Source organism: Granulicella mallensis (assembly GCF_014203225.1).
Lineage (GTDB): Bacteria > Acidobacteriota > Terriglobia > Terriglobales > Acidobacteriaceae > Granulicella > Granulicella mallensis_A.
Window position 1 is genome coordinate 124,327 of record NZ_JACHIO010000005.1, and the last position, 17,947, is coordinate 142,273.

Genomic DNA, 17,947 nt, shown 5'->3' on the forward strand with positions numbered 1-17,947 from the left:
TCAGAACTTGATTCCTCGTGAAAAGGGATCATCCTCAGCAAACAGTAATCTCGATTCACCCGTTACCCACGCATGTCCGCGAATACTGGGGTTCACCTGTCCATCGCTACCTTCGCGGACGGAGCCCTGAAAGACGGTGCCCAGAAGGCTCTCCTGCTTCCATATGGTTCCGGGCGCGAGTTTGCCGTCATCGTAGAGGCAAGCCATCTTGGCGCTGGTTCCGGTGCCGCAGGGAGAGCGATCGAACGAGGCGCCGGGGCAAAGCACAAAGTTTCGCGCGGAGTTGAGTTCGTCTTCGGGCTCCGAGAAAAACTCAATGTGGTCGATATAGGCTCGGTCGGCCCCGGTCACGCCGTTTGCATGCAGGGCTTCACGGATAGCTGTAGAAACTTCGATGAGCTTCGCTCGATTTGCGGTCGTCAGCGAGCAGGGGGCTTCCTCCACGAGAAAGAACCAGTTTCCACCCCACGCGATATCGCCGGTAAAGCTGCCATATCCCGGTACATCGATCTCTACCTTGGAACGATAGCGATAGCTCGGCACATTTTCGACGGTGACACTTCCGTCCTGGTGGAGCGTAGCCTGCACGGTGCCCACCGGGGTCTCGATATTGTGCAGGCCCACCCCAATCCGGCCAAGATGGGCTAGGGTCGTCAATACGCCGATGGTTCCATGGCCGCACATGCCTAAATAACCAACATCATTAAAGAAGATGACGGCGGCCGAGGAGTCCGGTTGCACGGGTTTCAGCAGAAGTGCGCCTACAACCACCTCGGAACCACGCGGTTCACACACGATCCCGGAACGAAAGTGGTCAAATTGACTCGAAAACCGCTGCAAACGCTCGGGGAGAGGCCCATCTCCGAGGTCGGGTCCCCCGGAGATTACAACTCGGGTCGGCTCACCTTCGGTATGGGAGTCGATTACATGGACGGACTGCCTGATTTCCATAAGAAATAATACCGCGTTGTCGACGATTTTGGATACATTCTCAAACTAAAATTCGTACCTCTCAAATGTGAAAAAAAGGTACAGTGTCACTGGAGCACAAATCTATTGTCTACAGCACCCGGAACACCCATGAAAAAGAAAAAAGAGAGCGCAGGCGTGGCCCTTCCCCGAGAGAAAGCCGAGCACGGCACCAGTTTGCTAACTGCGTTTCGAGAGATTCGCGAACTGATCGTTCACGGCCGGCTCTCGCCAGGCACCTGGATCCTCGAAGCTGAACTCGCCGAACGCTTGAATATGAGCAGGACTCCTGTCCGCGGAGCCATCCACTGGCTGCAGCGCGAAGGCTATATTCTCGAGCACCGCAACGTGAAGAAGTCACGCATGATCGTCGCTCCTCTTACGAAAGAGGACGCGAATGAGCTTTACCTGATTATTGGAAGGCTTGAAGGGATTGCGGGGCGGGGAATTGCTGCGCTGCCGACGGCAGAGCGTAAAGATATTGCTGCGCAACTGCAGGAGCTCAACGAGCGTCTCGAAGTGATCTCGAAAGACCGTGACGGCCATCCGGGAGAGATCTTCGAGAACGATCGTTCGTTCCATCGCCTCATCATCAAGTACGGCGCGGGCGCTCGCATGACCACGCTGCACAAGGCGATCGAGCCGCAGACGGAGCGCTACTGGCGGCTGTATGCAAGCTCGATCATCAAGGATCTGCATCTCTCGGTAGCAGAGCATGACGAGATCGTTCGCGCGATCCTTGCCGGCGATCCCGATCGTGTTGAGAATGGCCTGCAGGTGAATTGGCTCAAAGGTTCGGAACGTCTTGGCCATGTGATCGAGATCTTTGGAGAGCGCGGCAGTTGGTAAATGGTTAGATAGTTTCTAAATCTGACCTATCAGCTTTGTCTTTGCTTTTGAGATAGGTCCGGGCTTTAGCCCGGACATTCAGGACGGGTAATAAAGGGGCTTCAGCCCCTGGGATTGGCCCTCGTCTCGGCAGGCAGAAATGCCGAGGGACAGGAAGGCTTATCCCAGGGGCTAAAGCCCCCTTCGTGTTTGTGCCATCATGCCCGGGCTAAAGCCCGGGCCTATCTCAGAGACAACGGCAAAAGCTACTGCTTGCGAACATTGACATAGTAGAGATCGGTTGCGACTTCGAACTCATCCTTCGTCAGCGGTGTTGAAAGTGTTTTCCACTCCGTTGTTGAGGGCTGCACCATCTGCCAGTCGCTGCTCTTGCCGACGCGTATCGGCATGGCGAAACCCGGCTCCTCTGCATCCCATTTGTACGACACGGTGTGAGCCGATTCATCGAACTTGAGTTCCAGGGTCGGAATCGCAGCGTGCCGTAGATATTCATTGAAGATCGGTGTCAGTTCCAGACCCGTCTGCTGATTGAAGAATGCGATCATGTCTGTCGTCATGATCGTCTGATACTTGAAGTGCTGATAGTAGTCGTGAAGCAGCTTGAACCACTCGTCATCATTGTTCACGACACTCCGCAGAGTATTGAGAAACAGTGCGCCCTTCTTGTACTGGTCCACCGGTGGCGTTGCATAGATGTTTTCCGCCGCGATCACGGGCATCGCATTCTTCACGCCGTCTTTTCCGGTGTTGAGATAGATCAGCCCGTTCTTCTTTCCCCACATGTATTCCACAAAGAGGCTCTCGCAGTAGTTTGCCCAGCCCTCGTGAATCCACATGTCCGAACGATCGAGCGCCGTGATGCTGTTGCCGAACCACTCATGCGCGCTCTCGTGAATGATGATGAAGTCGAACCACGTGCCGATGCCTGTCTTCGGTCGTCCAAGGTAGCCATTCTCAAAGTGGTTGCCGTAGGTAATCGCCGTCTGGTTTTCGACACCTGAATACAGCGCTTCCACGAGCTTGTAGCCATCTTTCGGAAAGGGATATTCGCCGAAGTAATGCTCGTAGGCCTTCAGCATGTCCTTCACCTGCACGAACTGGCGCTTCGCCTTATCGAGGTCTTCGGGAAAGACGTAGTAGTCGAGACTCAGGTTGTTATAGGTGTCGCTGAAGTGTGTGTAGGTCCCGATGTTGAGCGAGACATCATAGTTGTTGATCGGATATTGCACCTTCCAATCCCAGCGCGTGTAGCCATCGTGCAGATCGGTCTTGCCCTGGAAGCGGCCTCCCGATACTTCCGTGAATTCATTGGGAGCTTCCACGCTGATGTCCATGGACTCGACTTCATCGCGCCACTGGTCTTTGTTCGGCCACCATACGCTCGCTCCCTCTTCTTCGCACGCCGTGTTTACGAGCGGCCTGCCCATGGGATCTTTGCGGAATACGAAACCGCCGAAGCGTCCCATCTCGGCGGGATGTCCTGAGTAGCGGAAGTCGACGGTGTACACCTGTCCCTTGCGCAGGGTGTGAGGGAAGTCGATGTAGATCGAGCGGCCGGCGATGCGCTTGTACGCCAGGGGCGTCGGCTTGCCCTTCGGGTTCTCCAGCGAGATACCGTCGATCTGAAACGTCGGCACCAGGTCTAACTGGATGCGCGTTCCATCTTCAAGCATGCGAAACCGAATCGCATTCGATCCGCTCAAGTACTGCTTGACCGGATCTACGCGTACGTCGAGGTGGTAGTACAGCAGGTCGTTGTTTGCGCGGTAGGGACCGTAGCTCCCAAGCAGCGTATCGCCGCCTGAAAGTGCAGGCGGAGCGGTCGCGCTCACGGCCGGAGTGACCTGGGCGGTGACCCGGACTGTGGAAAAGATCAGCAAAAGGGCGAGGCCAAACAGGGGAACGCTATACGATCGCATGTTGTTTACTGTACATAGAGAATCCATAATCGTATACATTAAATGCATCGAAAGCTAATTTTATGCGACTGCCTGCTATTTCCACTCAACGCAAACTCGGTTCGACCGGTCTTGAAGCAGCGGGCCTGGGTTTCGGCTGCTTCGGATTGTCCAATGCGTATGGTCCTGCCGACCCGGCGGAGGCCGTCGCGACGCTGCACCGCGCGCTCGATCTTGGCTGCAGTCTGCTCGATACGGCGGACATCTACGGCGCGGGCCAGAATGAGTTGCTGGTCGGCCAGGCCCTTCGCGGACGCAGAGACCACGCGGTGGTCGCCACCAAGTTCGGCTTTGTCTGTGACGACACAGGGAGGGTGGTTCGCCGCGACGCGTCTCCAGCGTACGTGCGCCAGACCGTCGAAGGTAGCCTGAAGCGCCTGGGCATCGAGAGGATCGATCTCTATACGCTGCATCGGGTCGACCCCAATATCCCCATCGAGGATACGGTGGGTGCCATGGCGGAACTGGTAGTTGAGGGAAAGATCCGCGGCGTTGGCCTCTCGGAGGTCTCTGTCGAACAGCTCCGTCGTGCCCACGCGATTCATCCCATCGCTACGGTGCAATCCGAATACTCTCTCTGGTGCCGTGAGCCCGAGCGGGAGATTCTGCCAGCCTGCCGTGAGCTTGGAGTGTCTTTTGTCGCCTTCGCGCCTTTGGGCCGTGGGTTCTTCTCCGGTGCACTCGCAACGAACGAACTGCCTCAACAGGACTTTCGCCGCTCGTTGCCTAGATTCCAGGCAGAGAGCCTTGCGCGAAACGAAAAGTTTCTTCAGAGCCTCGCGGAGTCGGCCTCGCGGAAACAGATCACACTGTCACAGCTTGCATTGTCATGGATCCTGGCGAAGGGCAACAGTATCTTCGCGATTCCGGGAACTCGCCGGCAGAGACATCTCGAAGAGAATGTCGCGGCTATGCAGGTCGAGTGGACGTTCGAGGAGTTGGAGGAGATAGACCGCATCTCCGCAATGCATCAAGACCCTGGAGCACGCTATGCTCCAGGATCTTTGTTTGCTCCTGAATGATCCGATGGAGGAGGTTGTGGCGCTGCATACCCCACCCATCCCCGTCCCAAGCCCCCGGCAATGCTAGAACTGTAGACACATGGATCACACCGCCATTACCAAACGCCTGCCCCGCACCCCCAGTCCCTACGCGGTTACCTACGCCCTGATCGCGATCAATGTTCTGGTCTTTGCCGCCATGGTGGCAAGCGGCGTCTCCTTCACCGAGCCCACAGCCCTCGACGTCGCGAACTGGGGTGGGGACTTCGGCCCGCTCACCGTAGGCGCACATCAATGGTGGCGTCTGCTCACCTCCTGCTTTCTTCACTTCGGCATCATCCATATCGGCTTCAATATGTATGTGCTCTTCCAGATAGGGCCGTTTATTGAAATGGCCTTCGGACGCACACGCTATCTGCTGATTTACTTCTTCGCAGGCCTCGGAGGCAGTCTCGTAAGTGTTTGGGTGCATCCGATGGTGGTCGGCGCAGGCGCCTCCGGCGCCATCTTCGGCCTGTACGGAGCAGTGTTCGGTTTTCTCCTCAGAAATCGACGATCGCTCGACCCAGCGGTAACGAAGAGCATTGCCAAGTCAGCAGGAATCTTCGTTCTCTACAACGTCGTCTATGGTTCCATCACGAGAACGACAGACCTTTCCGCCCACTTCGGTGGTTTAGTCACCGGGTTTGTCGTCGGGATGTTGCTGATACGGCCGCGCGCTATGGCACTCGCGCAGCCTAACTCCACCTCTCCTACCCGGCCAGCCTAGACACAACGCTAGTCAGGGCGAAGCTTTAAAAATCGCCGCTAGCGCCGCCGCCTCCCGATCCTCCTCCAAACCGAGAGTCCGGACCGGTTGGGTGCGGGGTTGGCGTTTGTGGCGTTGGCGTTATGGATTGAGGTGTTATCAGGCCGAGTACGGCAGAGCCGACGCCCATCGCGTGTTTGTCCTTCCCCGACAGATGTGCAGCCGTAAAACCGTGGCGAACTCCGCCCGGCCCCTGAGCGAGCCAGCGTCGAAGGAACAATGCAACGCCAGTTAGTGCTATACCGAGAAGCATCGGGTCCCAGGTATGCCGCTGCCAGCCGAGGTATGGTTTGTTGGTGGCAAGGGTGAGGACGGCAGTCATCGCGCCCACCGCGATGATGAAGCGATCCTTCTGGCGAACGCCGCGTGTGAGTATGAGGGGCGGCAGGCACCATGTGAGCACCCACGTCGCCCAGTAGAACGGGACTGCGAACTCCGAGGTGAGCCACGTGTTGCTCCACCACTGTGAGGGCAAGCCCAAAGCTGAAATCTTGAGGTTCAGGATCAGGTATATACCGAGCCACAGAAACGCCTCAGAGAGCGAGTACGAATCTTCAAGGTAATCGAAGCGGTGGCGGGAGCGAATGGGAACTATACAGATCAGTCCGGCTGCATACAGCACTGAGATGAAGATATGCTGCGCCGAGGGAGAGGGGGTCCAGTAGACGGGCAGGAAGATGGCGAAGATCATCGCGGCGGGAAATGCGTACCACAGATTGAAGCGATACCAGATCCAGAGCGAAGCCATGGCGCCAACGGCGGAAACCATAAGCTGAATCTCGCGCGAGGAGTTGGGAGTGCCACTGAAAGAAAAGAAAGCCAGTCCTGCGCACAGAAAAGCAACCGAACAGACGGCGAGTGCTTCCTCGATCCCGTAGCGATACAGACGGGCCTGGGCTACGGCGACCTCGGCGGCCGTGTAGGAGATAGCAGCGAAGACCAATAACCATATGCCTGTGGTCTGTTCCGATGGCCGCGAAAGAAAGATCACGAAGAAGAGCGCGACCGCGGCGGCTACGCCGAGGATGGTGAAGAAGAAAAGTACCAGCCTCAAAAAGATATTCGTGGTGCGCAGGTCGGAGACCGTGTCTTGTTCAAGGCGCTGGTACTGCTCCTTGTTGAGGAAGCCGTCGTCGGTCCACTGCGTCAGGAGTTTGTGGGCGCGCAGAGACTCTTCGTTCAAGTCCGTGTAGATTCTCACTCCGGCCTCCCAAAGTGACGCGCGATCTGGACAAGCATCACGATCATTGCGATTGCGGTGATCGTGAAGTAGGCCAAAATAAAGGTGAAGTCGGAGGCGTTGCGGATGAGCAGCGAGCTGACTCCCACGTAGCCGTAAACGGCGGCATAGGCAACAAAGGCAAACTCGCGGCGCTTCAGGCCCCAGGCAAGAGACGAACCACATGCGATCAGCAGAAAGACAAGCCACAGGCCATTGCCTTCCCGCTCAAAGACCCCGGAAAGGATTGCCCATAAGAGGACATTGGTGGCGATATTCAGATATGTGCCAAAGAAATGCGGCTTCAGTTTGAGGCGCTGGAGAATCGCGCCCGCTACACCGACCAGCAGGCTGTAGAGCAACGCAAATTGCCGGTAGGCCGCGTCTTGATGAGACAGCCAATGCGAGATCCTGAGCCCGAACCATCCGGCGAGTGAGGACAACGCGAGAGACAGCACGAAGCGATTGTCGAAACGATAGGCAAGGAAGAAGAAGAGGAGGGCCGTGGCCAGGAGATAGAGATCCCATTGCCCGGAAAGGACGTGGAAACGGTTCTCCAGGTAAGCGAGTTCTACGCACCAGACGAGGCTGCCGAGATAGAGGACATAGTCGAAGATCGGAGTCGGTGCAGCCGTCTCCGCGGCCGACCAGGCTGACGCCCGGGAAAAGCAATACCAAAAGGAGGCGGTGAGGAGGATGGAGAGAATGGCCAGGACGAGTACATCACCGAGTTGCTGCGACCATGTGGAGATAGTCCAGCCAAGTCCGGCAACGAACGCCAACACACCTGCATAGAGGAGAAGGTTAAGCTCGAGCGAGAGCGAGAAGGGTTCTCCTCGATAGAGGCTCGCTAAATGAGCCTGCTGCTCACTCGATATTGTCCCTTGCTCCTTCCAGAGCTCCAGGCGAGCAAGGATAGTCATGGCGCTTTCATTCTCCGGACGTGGAGTAGCATGTCTGTGCTCAGCGTTCGATTCCGATATTACATGTCGGCTCACGAGGGACCGAGTAGTTTCGAAAGTCCGATTTTAGGCAATTAGATTCTCCGCCACGCATCAAGACCCTGGAGCGCTATGCTCCAGGGTCTTTGTTTGCTCCTGAATGATCGGGTGGAGGTCCGGCTCGTCCATGCAGCGACTCGGCCAGCGATAGGCCTTCAGCTTTTAGCAAGTCATACACGCGGGTACGAATTTCATTCCGTACGTTGCGCACCTCTTCGATCGACCGGCCTTTAGGATCGGGCAAGGGCCAGTCATCTCGTCGAAGTCCCGGAACGTAGGGGCATTGATCCCCACAGCCCATGGTGATGAGCAACTGACCCTGCCGCGCCAGTTCATCGGTGAGCTTCTGGGGTCTGGTTTCGCTTAGATCGATTCCCATCTCTTTCATGACCTCAAGGACCTCGGGATGGACACGCAATGCGGGCGCAGTTCCTGCTGAGACTGCCCGTGCCTCGGAGGGATCGGCAAGCAGATTGAAGAAGGCCGCTGCCATCTGAGAGCGACCGGCATTGTGAACGCAGGCGAAGATGACCGTTTGCATGATGTCTCCTGATACGCAAGCGTTACTGGGCAGCCGCGGGCTTGATGGCGTAAACCTTAACGCTGGCTGCGGCTTCGTTCACGTCGTACTGCGAAAGAAGCGTAGTCAGTTCCTCGTGTAGGGAAGGCTCGACGGACGCAGGTGTGCAGCAAGTGTCTTCGATGACCTGAAGTGAGTTTCCGGAGACCATACCTGGCGAGCAGCAGCCCGCCTGATTTTCAACCTTGGCATATGCATTCAGGTCGGCTGCACTGTCTACGATCTCAACGTGCTGGAATCCAGCCGCGAGTAAGCCTGCACGGTAGTCGTCAATCCGGATGGCTCCGGCGATGCAGCCAACATAGGCTGCCATACTCTGAGCTACTGCCTCGGGAAGATCGTGTTTCAGCGCGATGTCACTCAAGGCGACCCTGCCACCAGGCTTGAGCACGCGAGCGATCTCGTGGAAGACAGCGGGTTTGTCCGGTGCAAGATTGATGACGCAGTTAGAGATAACGCAATCGACTGAGGCATTCGGAAGCGGGATCTGGTCAATGGTGGACTGAAAGAACTGCACATTGGTGTACCCGCCTTTCTGTGCATTCTCTCGCGATCGTTCGATCATCGCTGTCGTCATGTCGATGCCAATGGCGCGGCCTTCAGGACCGACCATCTTCGAGGCGAGAAATACGTCAAGGCCGCCGCCAGAGCCGAGATCGACGACTACCTCGCCCGGCCTCAAATGAGCGGTTGCCGTGGGGTTGCCACAGGAAAGGCCCATGTTGGCTCCTGCCGGAATGGAGGTTAGTTCGTCGGCACTATAACCAAATGCTTCCGCAACCGCTTTCACGCCTGCATGGTCGTTGGACAATGTGCTTTCAGCGACCGCCCCATACTTCGACTTCACCGAATCCAATAGCTGTTCCGACATAAGCATCTCCTGGAAAATATCTGCTTAGGCGACTATATGGCTTGCTTTCATATACGTCAATGCGTATATATAAGTCTATGGCTGTGAAACAGACGTATAACGTGGAACGGTTCTTTCAGGCTCTTGGCGATCACACGCGGCTCCGGCTGCTGAACCTCATGGGCGATCAGGAGATTTGCGTTTGCTACTTTGTAGAGATCCTCGGCGGGCCTCAATCGAAGATCTCGCGGCATCTGGCTTACCTGCGTAGCGCCGGGATCGTCTCAGCGCGGCGGGAAAGTAAGTGGATGCACTATCGCATCGTCATGCCGCCGCACATCGGAGCCACGCAAATCCTGAAGCAGACGCTTGGATGGCTGAAAGAAGAAAAGACAATGCAGACGGACAGGGCGCGGCTTACAAAAGCCTGTTGCTCCCCGTCGAAATACGTCCTGCTAGAAGGCGCTCCACCTCCCATCAAGCTCGAAGCTCCATCCTGTGAGGTTTGCTAGTGTCAGCTTCTATCACTCAAGGCCGTGTCTGTACTCCGGCTGCTCGCAAGAAGCTCTCGTTTCTGGATCGATTCCTCACGCTCTGGATCTTCCTGGCGATGGCGATGGGAGTTGCCCTCGGCCACTTGATTCCGTCCTCCGCTGGGTTCATCAATCGCTTCCAGTCGGGCACGACGAATATCCCTATCGCCATCGGCCTCATCGTGATGATGTTTCCGCCGCTGGCGAAAGTTCGGTATGAAAAGCTGGGTGAGGTCTTCCGCAACAAGCGTGTTCTCGGTCTGTCTCTTGTGCAGAACTGGATCATTGGGCCGATACTGATGTTCCTCCTGGCGATCGTCTTTCTCAAGGGCGAGCCTGCCTATATGCGTGGTCTGATCCTGATCGGCATCGCCCGTTGCATTGCCATGGTTCTGGTCTGGAATGAACTTGCCGAAGGGGATACGGATTATGTTGCTGGGCTCGTAGCGATCAACAGCGTGTTTCAGGTGCTCTTTTACAGCCTCTATGCCTGGTTGTTTCTGGCTGTTCTTCCAAAGTGGTTTGGCTTAGAGGGAAGTATCGTTCCTATCGGTATCGGACAGATTGCAAGGAGCGTCGGCCTTTACCTTGGCGTTCCATTCGTTGCTGGTTTTCTTACTCGCTACGTCCTGATTCAAGCGAAGGGCGAGGTGTGGTATCGAACGCGTTTTATTCCTCGCATCAGCCCTCTCACGCTTGTGGCGCTGCTGTTCACGATCCTCGTCATGTTCTCGCTCAAAGGCGACCTGATTGTGCGGCTGCCGCTCGATGTGGTCAAGATCGCTATCCCACTCGTCATCTACTTCGTCGTCATGTTCCTGATGAGCTTCTGGATGGGCAGGAAGCTGGGAGCGGACTACGCGCAGTCCGCAACGCTGTCCTTTACCGCTGCCGGGAACAACTTTGAGCTGGCGATTGCGGTCGCAGTCGCTGTCTTCGGCCTGAACTCGGGCGAGGCTTTTGTGGGAGTGGTGGGTCCTCTCATAGAGGTCCCAGCGCTTATTGGATTGGTTAATGTTGCGTTCTGGATGCGACGCCGGTACTTCAGCACAGAGATGAAGAGGGTTCAGGCCCACTCCGTAGAAAGTGTTCCATAGACGTGTCATCAAACTGCTTCTGGACTTCGCTCCAGGGGCAGTTTGATAGCGCGCCCTATGGCACGAAGAGTTGCAGGAGATCGACCGCCTCTCCGCCACGCATCAAGACCCTGGAGCAGGCTATGCTCCAGGGTCTTTGTTTGCTCCTGATTATTTTGGATCGGCTGTCATGGTGGAGCGATGGCCGGTGGTCGTGGTCCAGTAGTCCATCCAACGTTCGCGTATTCCAGTGACGCTTTCGATGAGCTTCGGGCTCGGCTGCTTGCCGTGCTCGACCACCATCACCATCCCGGTGTTGAACTTCTTCTGCGCCTGATCGACCGCAGGCAGGCGAGGTCCCTCCGCGGCGATGACGTCCTGGATGGTGACCTTGGTGCGGTCAGCCTTGAAGATCGCGTGGCCGTTGGCATCGTGGCCCGTGGGCACCATGTTGCGCAGGATGAAGAAGTCCGGAACCTCGGCAGGCGAGATCATGCCCATGAGGTAGAGGTCGAGGTACGACCAGCCGGTGGCGGGCACATAGTAGTCGTCATCGAGCTGGGTGAAGGTGCCGTCGAAGTTGTCCTGCCATACACCGCCGCCCATGGCAGAGGCTTCAGTAGGACGCTGGTAGGGAAAGGCAACCGGCGCCTGTAGCCCTCGAGCCCAATGAGTGGGGCCGAGGTCGATGGTCTCGCTGCCAACCTTCGCAGAAACGAAAGCAGCCCAGCGGTGCCCCATCTCATGCCCGATCTGCGACATCGCGTAATCGTAAGGCGGGATCTTGCCGTTCGCCGTACGCTCGGCGAGTTGATGCGTGTACGCCGCGACGTTGTGGATGCTCGTCTCGTTGAGACCGTCGGGCGGATACTCCTGCATCTGGTTCGCACCGACGTAGACGGGCTGGATGAACTGCCACTGAAAACGTCCCTGCGTGCAGTAGGCGGCAAGATTGCGCTGTTCGGCGCCGATACCTGTGACGGCGCCGCCGTTCGGCCCACCCCCGAGTGGCCCATTGCTGGAGGTGCCCGCCTCGGGATTGTCGATGCGGAAGTCCGAGTAGTACGCGAGCATATCGAAGTTGTCACCCAGCGCCTTGATGATGGAGCAGGTGAGATCGACTGCGCGCGGCGGCTTCATGTAGTGGAACGATTCGAAGGCGACGGCGAACGGGCCGTCCTTCTTCTCCAACGTAGAAAGATCCACCTCCGGGCTGGCGATACCGGCGAGCTTGATGGGATGTGGCGAGACGCGATCAGCGATGACCGGAGGCATTCCGGGAGATTGCACTGCGGCGGAGAGGAAGATCTGGTCGCCAGGCTTGTATCCGGCGGGCAGCGTCCCCTGCATGGAGATCGTGTCTCCGCTGACCTTGACTGCGGGCAGCACGCCGGGGCCGAACGCAATGTAGTGAGGCGCTCCGCCACGATTGCGGCGTCCTCCGCCGGCTTGGATGGTCCATGAGGTATCGGAGTTCGGCGTGCAGTCTGCTGTGGGCTTGTTGCGGTCGATGCAGACGCGGTAGGCGATGCCCATGGCGGTGGGATCGGTCTCAGGAAGGATGGGGCCACGGGTCTCGATGTCCAGCTTGAGAAACAGACCGTCGACAGCGGAGACCTTCAGGCTCTTGATGTTGAGGTTGGCGGCAATGGCCGCGTTTTCCGTAGCGGGAACGGTGGCGATCGCAGTCTCTTTGCCGGTCGTGACCACGGGGTATACGCCGACGATGGCGTCTTCGGCGTGGACGTCGTCGTAGTTGAGCTCGATCGTACCGTCCTTGTAGAGGACTGCCTGAAAGCGGTTCACAGTCGGCGTCCAGTACATGTCCTGTACACCGCCGATGGGTTCGGTCAGGCTCCAGGTGATGACGGCGCGGTCTGCGGTCTCCTTGAGGTAACGCTTGCCGGAGAGGCGTGGCTTAAAGAAGACGCTGATGGCGGGGACCGTGTTGATGATGGACGAACCGGCCTGCTTGAGTTCGGCGAAACGGTCGATCATCAGGCCGCCCGAGCGATTAGGTTCGGCGATGGATTGCCGGCCTGCCGTAGGTGCTTCACCAAAGGCGATAGACCCCGTAACGCCAACGGAAAAGGTGTTCCATGCTTTGCCGGAGAAGGGGAAGGCAAAACCTTTGAGGTTCTCCTCGGCTCCAGACATCTCCGTGCCAAACTCGGAGTCCCACTTTACAGGAACGGCCTCCACACGATAGCGCGAACCTTCGGGGGTAAACCGCAGGGTGTGATGGGCCAGGTCGAAGAGATTCGCCTTCCCCAGCACATCTTCATCCAGCGTAAGGACGATGAGATTGCCCTGTGTGGTGACGGTGCCGATGGAGTGTCCAGGCTCCTGCCGATACTGTGCCTGGACACCGATAGAGCTAAGCGCCACGCAGGCCAGGAGTCCGGCCCGCAGAAGATTCTGGTTCCGATTACAGCTCATGAAACACCTCAATTTTCAGTGGGCTCGGCAGCCAGCGAGACCTTGTTCCAGTCCGGCGGCTCTACGCCAAGCAGGTTGTGCACGAAGTAGTCATCGCGATAGTGCTCATCGCTGAGAATGCCGACGCCATGGTTCTGACCGGGGATGTAGAGCATGTCGAAGTGCTTATGTGCTTTGACCAGCGCGTTGACTACCTGCAGCGACGACGCGGGATCGACGTTGGTGTCCATCTCGCCGATGACGATCAGCGCCTTGCCCTGTAGGCGGTACGCATTATCGACGTTCGACGATGCGGCGTACTGCGGCCCGAGCGGCCAGCCCATCCACTGCTCGTTCCACCAGATCTTGTCCATGCGGTTGTCATGGCAACCGCTGTTGGTGACGACCACCTTGTAGAACTCCGGATGGAAGAGCACTCCGCCCAGCGAACTCTGGCCGCCGGCTGATGTGCCGAAGATGCCGACGCGCGAGATGTCGTAGTACGGATACTTCGCGGCGACGGCCTTATGCCAGAGGATGCGGTCCGGGAAGCCGGCGTCGCCGAGGTTCTTGTACGCGACATCGTGGAAGGCCTTGGAGCGATTGCTCGTGCCCATGCCGTCGATATGGACGACGATGAAACCGAGTTCCGCCAACGCCTGATCCGATGCCACAGGGGTGAACGTCTTTGGCACGAACGAGCCCTGCGGACCGGCGTAGATGTCTTCGATCACCGGATACTTTTTCGAAGGATCGAAGTTCAAAGGCCGGGTGATGGTGCCCCAGATATCGGTCTTTCCATCGCGTCCCTTGGCGACGAAGACCTCGGGAAACTTGAAGCCCGCCGCGACCAGTGCGGAGGTGTCGCCCTTGTCGAGATCGAGAACGACCTTCTGGTCTTCGGTCCTGCGCAGTTGTGCGACCGGAGCGAGGTCCACGCGCTGCCAGGTGTCGATATAGAACTTGTGATCGTGCGAGAAGCTGACCGAATGCATGCCGTCGGCGTCGGTGAACCTGGTGAGGCCGGTGCCGTCGAAGTTGATGCGGTAGAGCTGGGTGAAGTAGGGATCCTGGCCGGGAACGATGCCACCGGTTTCAAAGTAGATCTGCCGCTTGGCATCGTCGACCCAGTCCACGTTGCGGACCAGCCAGTCGCCCTTGGTGATCTGATTTTTTACCTTGCCGGTCACTCCGTCGTAGAGGTAGAGGTGCTCCCATCCATCGCGCTCGGAAGCCCAGATGATCTCCTTGCCGTCGTTGATGTCATGCCGGTATTTTCTGCCCGCGGAGAGTCCCGGGCCCAGGTTGCTGTAGTAGAAGAACGTCTTGGTCTGCTCCGAGATCAGTGGCCGTGCCTTGCCGGTCTTCCCATCGACCTCGATGACGGTATACGCCTGGTGGCCGCGCTGGTTGTACTCGAAGGTGAAGCCGCGACCGTCCTTCCACCACACAGGCTCGCTGATGTCGTAGGGATTGGGAAAGAGCGCGGGGTCGATGTCTGTCTGCTGTTTAGTGGTGACGTCGAAGAGGGCAGGGTAGGCGATGTCGAGGGTATCGCCTGGTTTGTTGTAGTGAATGGTGCTGTGCTTGGGCTGGATCTGGTCGGCCGGCGAGGACTCGATGTACGTGACCTCGCGATCGTAGCCGGGACGCGTGTGATACGCGACGAGTTTCTTCGAGTCCGGAGACCAGGCGAACGAACGCAGCGAGTAGTAGTTGCCCTCCGAGCCATCGAAGCTGATGGGATAGGCAGGCTTATCGCCCTTGGGCTTGATGAAGACGTTGAAGTTCTGTACGAACGCCTCGTAGTTGCCGTCGAACGAGGTGCAGACCTCAGGTGGCTCGGGTGGAAGCTGACCCAGCAACTGCGAGCCGACTCCCGCGCGTTCCCTGCGCCCCTGGGGGTGATCCTGCGGATGCGGCGTTGGCGCGCAGGCAGGCTGCCTCGCTTCATAGTGGCCTTCGTCGTCATCCTGCGGAGCGGGCGGATGGTACTCGAGCCCATCGACTGGATCTCCGCCGGGACCTTCGAGGCTGGCCTCGGGGTTGAGCAGCGACTGGTCCTCAGGCGCCGGACGCCCCTCACGACCGGGGCGCGGAATGGGGCCTGTCTTGGTGCAGGTGTAGTCGGAGAGAGTGCACTTGTACAGCGAACCTTCGGTGCCGAACTGGATCGCGTGTTCGTCATCGACGAACGTCAGAGGCGCGGTGGTTCCAGGTGCTTCCGGCATAGGACGCGCGCCGGGACGTTCCTGTCTCGGAGCGAACGGCAGCTTGAGCGCGGTGTACGGTTTTCCGACAGCCTTGGAGATCGCGGCGGCCAGCTTCTCCTGATCGAAGGCGGGCTTCTTTTCGCCGGCGTCCGCATGGACCAGGACGAACTCCGTGCCGCCCTTGACCGACTTCGGGTACCAGAAGTGGTCGGTGTTGTTGATCCAGGCCATCGTCCCGGGTGTGTTCACCACGAGATCGCGCGACTTCAACCGCAGGTCATGAGCTCTCTGGTAGTCCGCTAAGGTTCCTTGCGCGTGGAGGAAGGGGGCGAGGGAGAAGAGGCAGAAGGCTGTGGCGGTAAGAGGGCGGAGGTGCAGCGTACGCATGGTGGCTCCCGGGAACCGGTTATTTTTGTGAAGTATACATGATTGTATCCAAAGTGAGATATCCGGTTTGGCGTTGGGGAGCGGATGGAGCAGGGAGGGATGGTGGTAAGGTTTGCGCGGTAGCTGTTGTTTGAAGGGTGCGTCTTTGTTTCGATGGCCTCTGCTGCCTCTTGCCTTTGCTTTTCTGGTTTGTCATTTCGAGCGCAGCGAGCGAATCTGCTTCCTCCCGCTCTTCGCCCGTATCACCCAGAAACACCTGGGCAAGATGGGAAGCCATAGATTGCATCAGCGCATAACGTTCGTGCTGGCATCGGAGAAAACGGGAGAAAGCAGATTCGCTCGCTGCGCTCGGAATGACAAACCAGAAAGGCAGAAGCAACAACGGGATCGATCAACGCAGCTTAAGTGCCGGAACATCCACGGGGTCATGGAGCAGCTCCCAGCGCTGGAGCGAGAGCGGTACATTGCCGTTGAGCCAGACGAAATCGTGGAAGCGCTGAAGCGAGAAGCTGTCTCCCTGTTTTTGCTTTACATCCGCGAGCAGACCGATGATCTGCAGTTTGCCGATCTGGTAGGTCATCGCTTGTCCAGGGGCCGTGGCAAACAGTGCGACTTCGTCATGCGCCGTGTGCGAACTCATGGGGACAGTCTTCGTCATGTACTCCATCGCCTGCGCCATCGTGAACTCGCCGAGCGCGAGCTTTACATCTACTTCAACGCGTAGGGCGCGCAGCTTCATGAAGTTGTAGATCAGGCGGCGGGTGCCGGGGTCGCGGTCGAAGAGGCCGGCCTGCAGCATCATCTCCTCGGAGTAGAAGCCGATTCCTTCGTTAGGGCCCGAGTCGTAGAAGTGTGTGCGGATGAGGTCCGGATTGGCGAAGCTCAGCACCTTCTGGAAGTAGTGGCCCGGCACACCCTCATGAAGGATGATGGGCCGCGGGTCGAGCGACGTCCCGAAGAAGCCTTGCGGGCCGGGGTGGATGGCGGCGATATAGCTGGTGCCGTCCTGGTCGAGGCGTAGCGGCGAGGTGAGGTCGTCGGTTGGGGACAGGTCTTCAAGCGGTGCGACATACGCCGGCAGCGGAAGATTGCGATAGTGCTTGACCCAGGTAGGAACGGTCAGGATGTGATGGGACTGCAGGTAGGCGCGGATCGCCAGTTCATCGGACTGTTCCCGCTGCATATGCTCTTCTGTGGACTTGAAGACCGGCAGCGGCTGCGTCTTGTCGTCGCGGGCCGTATCGTAAGCGGCGACTGCGAGGGTGCGGTGGAGCTCCTGTTGGGCCATCAGCAGCATCTGCTCCGGCGTGTAGGGCATGAGCGCGATCTGGCGCAGAAAGTAGAGGTAGTTGTCGCGGCCGATCGCCGTCTCTGTCTTCGCGATGTGCTGCTGCTGGAGCCAGGCGCGAAAGTCTTCGAGGCTCTTTGTTGCTGCGGGGAGAGAGGCTTCCAGCGCGCGGGCATGTTCCGCGTCGAGCTGCGGCTCGACCTCCGAGATGACGGTGCGGAGACGAGGCGCGATGTCCGCGAGTTGTTCGATGGCAAGGTCTGCGAACGGCTTGCGCATGTCGGTGAGGTTCTTGCGGGCTGCATCGAGTGTCGCCGGAAACGATGCTAGCCGTGCGGCTAATTCATCCTGTCGCTCGGCAGAAAATGGCGGTGGAGGCAGCAGGGGAAGGTAAAGCGCGCCGAGTGTCTGGTCGATGTAGAAGCTCGGGTCGCGCTGCCAGCGTGCGTCGATATCCAGCTCCCAGTGCACGCGAGCCAGCGCGGAACCCATAAGGCGGTAGTCCACCTGCTGCGCGATGGGCGCTGCGGGATCTGCGAGGTTCGCGAAGCGCGTTTCGAAGCGGAGGAGTTGGGCGCGGTAGCGAGTGATGGCTCGCGGCGACCAGTCGATGACGAGATTCGCGGGGCGATCGAGCCTGGGAATATCGTCGGTGCTAAAGGGCTGCTCCTGCGCGCGCCACGTCCAGAAATCTTTGGCGAAGTCTTGCAGCGTCTCCGCGTGAGCTGCGGGGCCGAAGGTAGCAAGCAAGGCGATGGTCGCAAGGAACTTCAGTCGCATAGATATCTCAATGCCCC

Annotated in this window: 14 protein-coding genes; 5 read left to right on the forward strand and 9 right to left on the reverse strand. The window is 58.2% G+C overall.

Annotated elements, in window-relative coordinates; translation table 11 throughout:
* The gene (locus HDF15_RS06860; RefSeq protein WP_184253989.1) at positions 1-951 is read right to left on the reverse strand and encodes a proline racemase family protein; all 951 of its coding nucleotides are present in this window, start codon (positions 949-951) and stop codon (positions 1-3) included.
* A gap of 129 nt (positions 952-1,080) precedes the next feature.
* Between HDF15_RS06860 and HDF15_RS06865 the strand changes: the two genes are divergently transcribed.
* Complete coding sequence (locus tag HDF15_RS06865) at positions 1,081-1,818, forward strand: GntR family transcriptional regulator (protein WP_184253991.1); 738 nt, start codon at positions 1,081-1,083, stop codon at positions 1,816-1,818.
* A 245-nt stretch (positions 1,819-2,063) separates the two neighbouring features.
* Here the strand turns inward: HDF15_RS06865 and HDF15_RS06870 are convergent, their stop codons facing one another.
* Entirely contained in the window at positions 2,064-3,737 is a 1,674-nt protein-coding gene (locus HDF15_RS06870; RefSeq protein WP_184253993.1) for a M1 family metallopeptidase, read from the reverse strand.
* A 62-nt stretch (positions 3,738-3,799) separates the two neighbouring features.
* On the opposite strand from HDF15_RS06870, the gene HDF15_RS06875 reads away from it, so the two are divergent.
* Positions 3,800-4,798, forward strand: a complete 999-nt coding sequence (locus HDF15_RS06875; RefSeq protein WP_184253995.1) for an aldo/keto reductase — start codon at positions 3,800-3,802, stop codon at positions 4,796-4,798.
* 79 nt (positions 4,799-4,877) lie between these two features.
* Positions 4,878-5,546 carry a rhomboid family intramembrane serine protease gene (locus HDF15_RS06880; protein ID WP_184253997.1) on the forward strand — a complete coding sequence of 223 codons (669 nt, stop codon included), beginning with the start codon at positions 4,878-4,880 and terminating at the stop codon, positions 5,544-5,546.
* Positions 5,547-5,571: 25 nt separating this feature from the next.
* Here the strand turns inward: HDF15_RS06880 and HDF15_RS06885 are convergent, their stop codons facing one another.
* The 4 genes from HDF15_RS06885 to arsM form a co-directional block, all read right to left on the reverse strand.
* Complete coding sequence (locus HDF15_RS06885; RefSeq protein WP_184253999.1) at positions 5,572-6,786, reverse strand: hypothetical protein; 1,215 nt, start codon at positions 6,784-6,786, stop codon at positions 5,572-5,574.
* On the reverse strand, positions 6,783-7,727 hold the full coding sequence (locus HDF15_RS06890) for a DUF2157 domain-containing protein (RefSeq protein ID WP_184254001.1): 945 nt from the start codon (positions 7,725-7,727) through the stop codon (positions 6,783-6,785). The genes HDF15_RS06885 and HDF15_RS06890 overlap by 4 nt, the downstream gene beginning before the upstream one ends.
* Positions 7,728-7,875: 148 nt before the next feature.
* A complete protein-coding gene (locus HDF15_RS06895) occupies positions 7,876-8,346 on the reverse strand; it encodes an arsenate reductase ArsC (protein WP_184254003.1) in 471 nt (156 codons plus the stop codon).
* A 22-nt stretch (positions 8,347-8,368) separates the two neighbouring features.
* Positions 8,369-9,256, reverse strand: a complete 888-nt coding sequence (arsM, locus tag HDF15_RS06900) for an arsenite methyltransferase (RefSeq protein WP_184254005.1) — start codon at positions 9,254-9,256, stop codon at positions 8,369-8,371.
* 77 nt (positions 9,257-9,333) lie between these two features.
* Between arsM and HDF15_RS06905 the strand changes: the two genes are divergently transcribed.
* Together HDF15_RS06905 and arsB are read left to right on the forward strand one after the other, a co-directional pair.
* Positions 9,334-9,747 (forward strand): metalloregulator ArsR/SmtB family transcription factor, encoded by a 414-nt coding sequence (locus HDF15_RS06905; RefSeq protein WP_260330904.1) that lies wholly within the window; start codon positions 9,334-9,336, stop codon positions 9,745-9,747.
* Positions 9,747-10,865, forward strand: a complete 1,119-nt coding sequence (gene arsB, locus HDF15_RS06910; RefSeq protein ID WP_184254009.1) for an ACR3 family arsenite efflux transporter — start codon at positions 9,747-9,749, stop codon at positions 10,863-10,865. Before HDF15_RS06905 ends, arsB begins: the two co-directional genes overlap by 1 nt.
* 150 nt (positions 10,866-11,015) lie before the next feature.
* Here arsB and HDF15_RS06915 read toward each other — a convergent pair whose 3' ends face one another.
* The 3 genes from HDF15_RS06915 to HDF15_RS06925 form a co-directional block, all read right to left on the reverse strand.
* Positions 11,016-13,283: a hypothetical protein gene (locus HDF15_RS06915; RefSeq protein WP_184254011.1), complete on the reverse strand. Its 2,268-nt coding sequence runs from the start codon at positions 13,281-13,283 to the stop codon at positions 11,016-11,018.
* An 8-nt stretch (positions 13,284-13,291) separates the two neighbouring features.
* Positions 13,292-15,862 (reverse strand): DPP IV N-terminal domain-containing protein, encoded by a 2,571-nt coding sequence (locus HDF15_RS06920; RefSeq protein ID WP_184254013.1) that lies wholly within the window; start codon positions 15,860-15,862, stop codon positions 13,292-13,294.
* 391 nt (positions 15,863-16,253) lie between these two features.
* Entirely contained in the window at positions 16,254-17,930 is a 1,677-nt protein-coding gene (locus tag HDF15_RS06925) for a DUF885 family protein (protein ID WP_184254015.1), read from the reverse strand.
* Positions 17,931-17,947 lie beyond the last annotated feature (17 nt).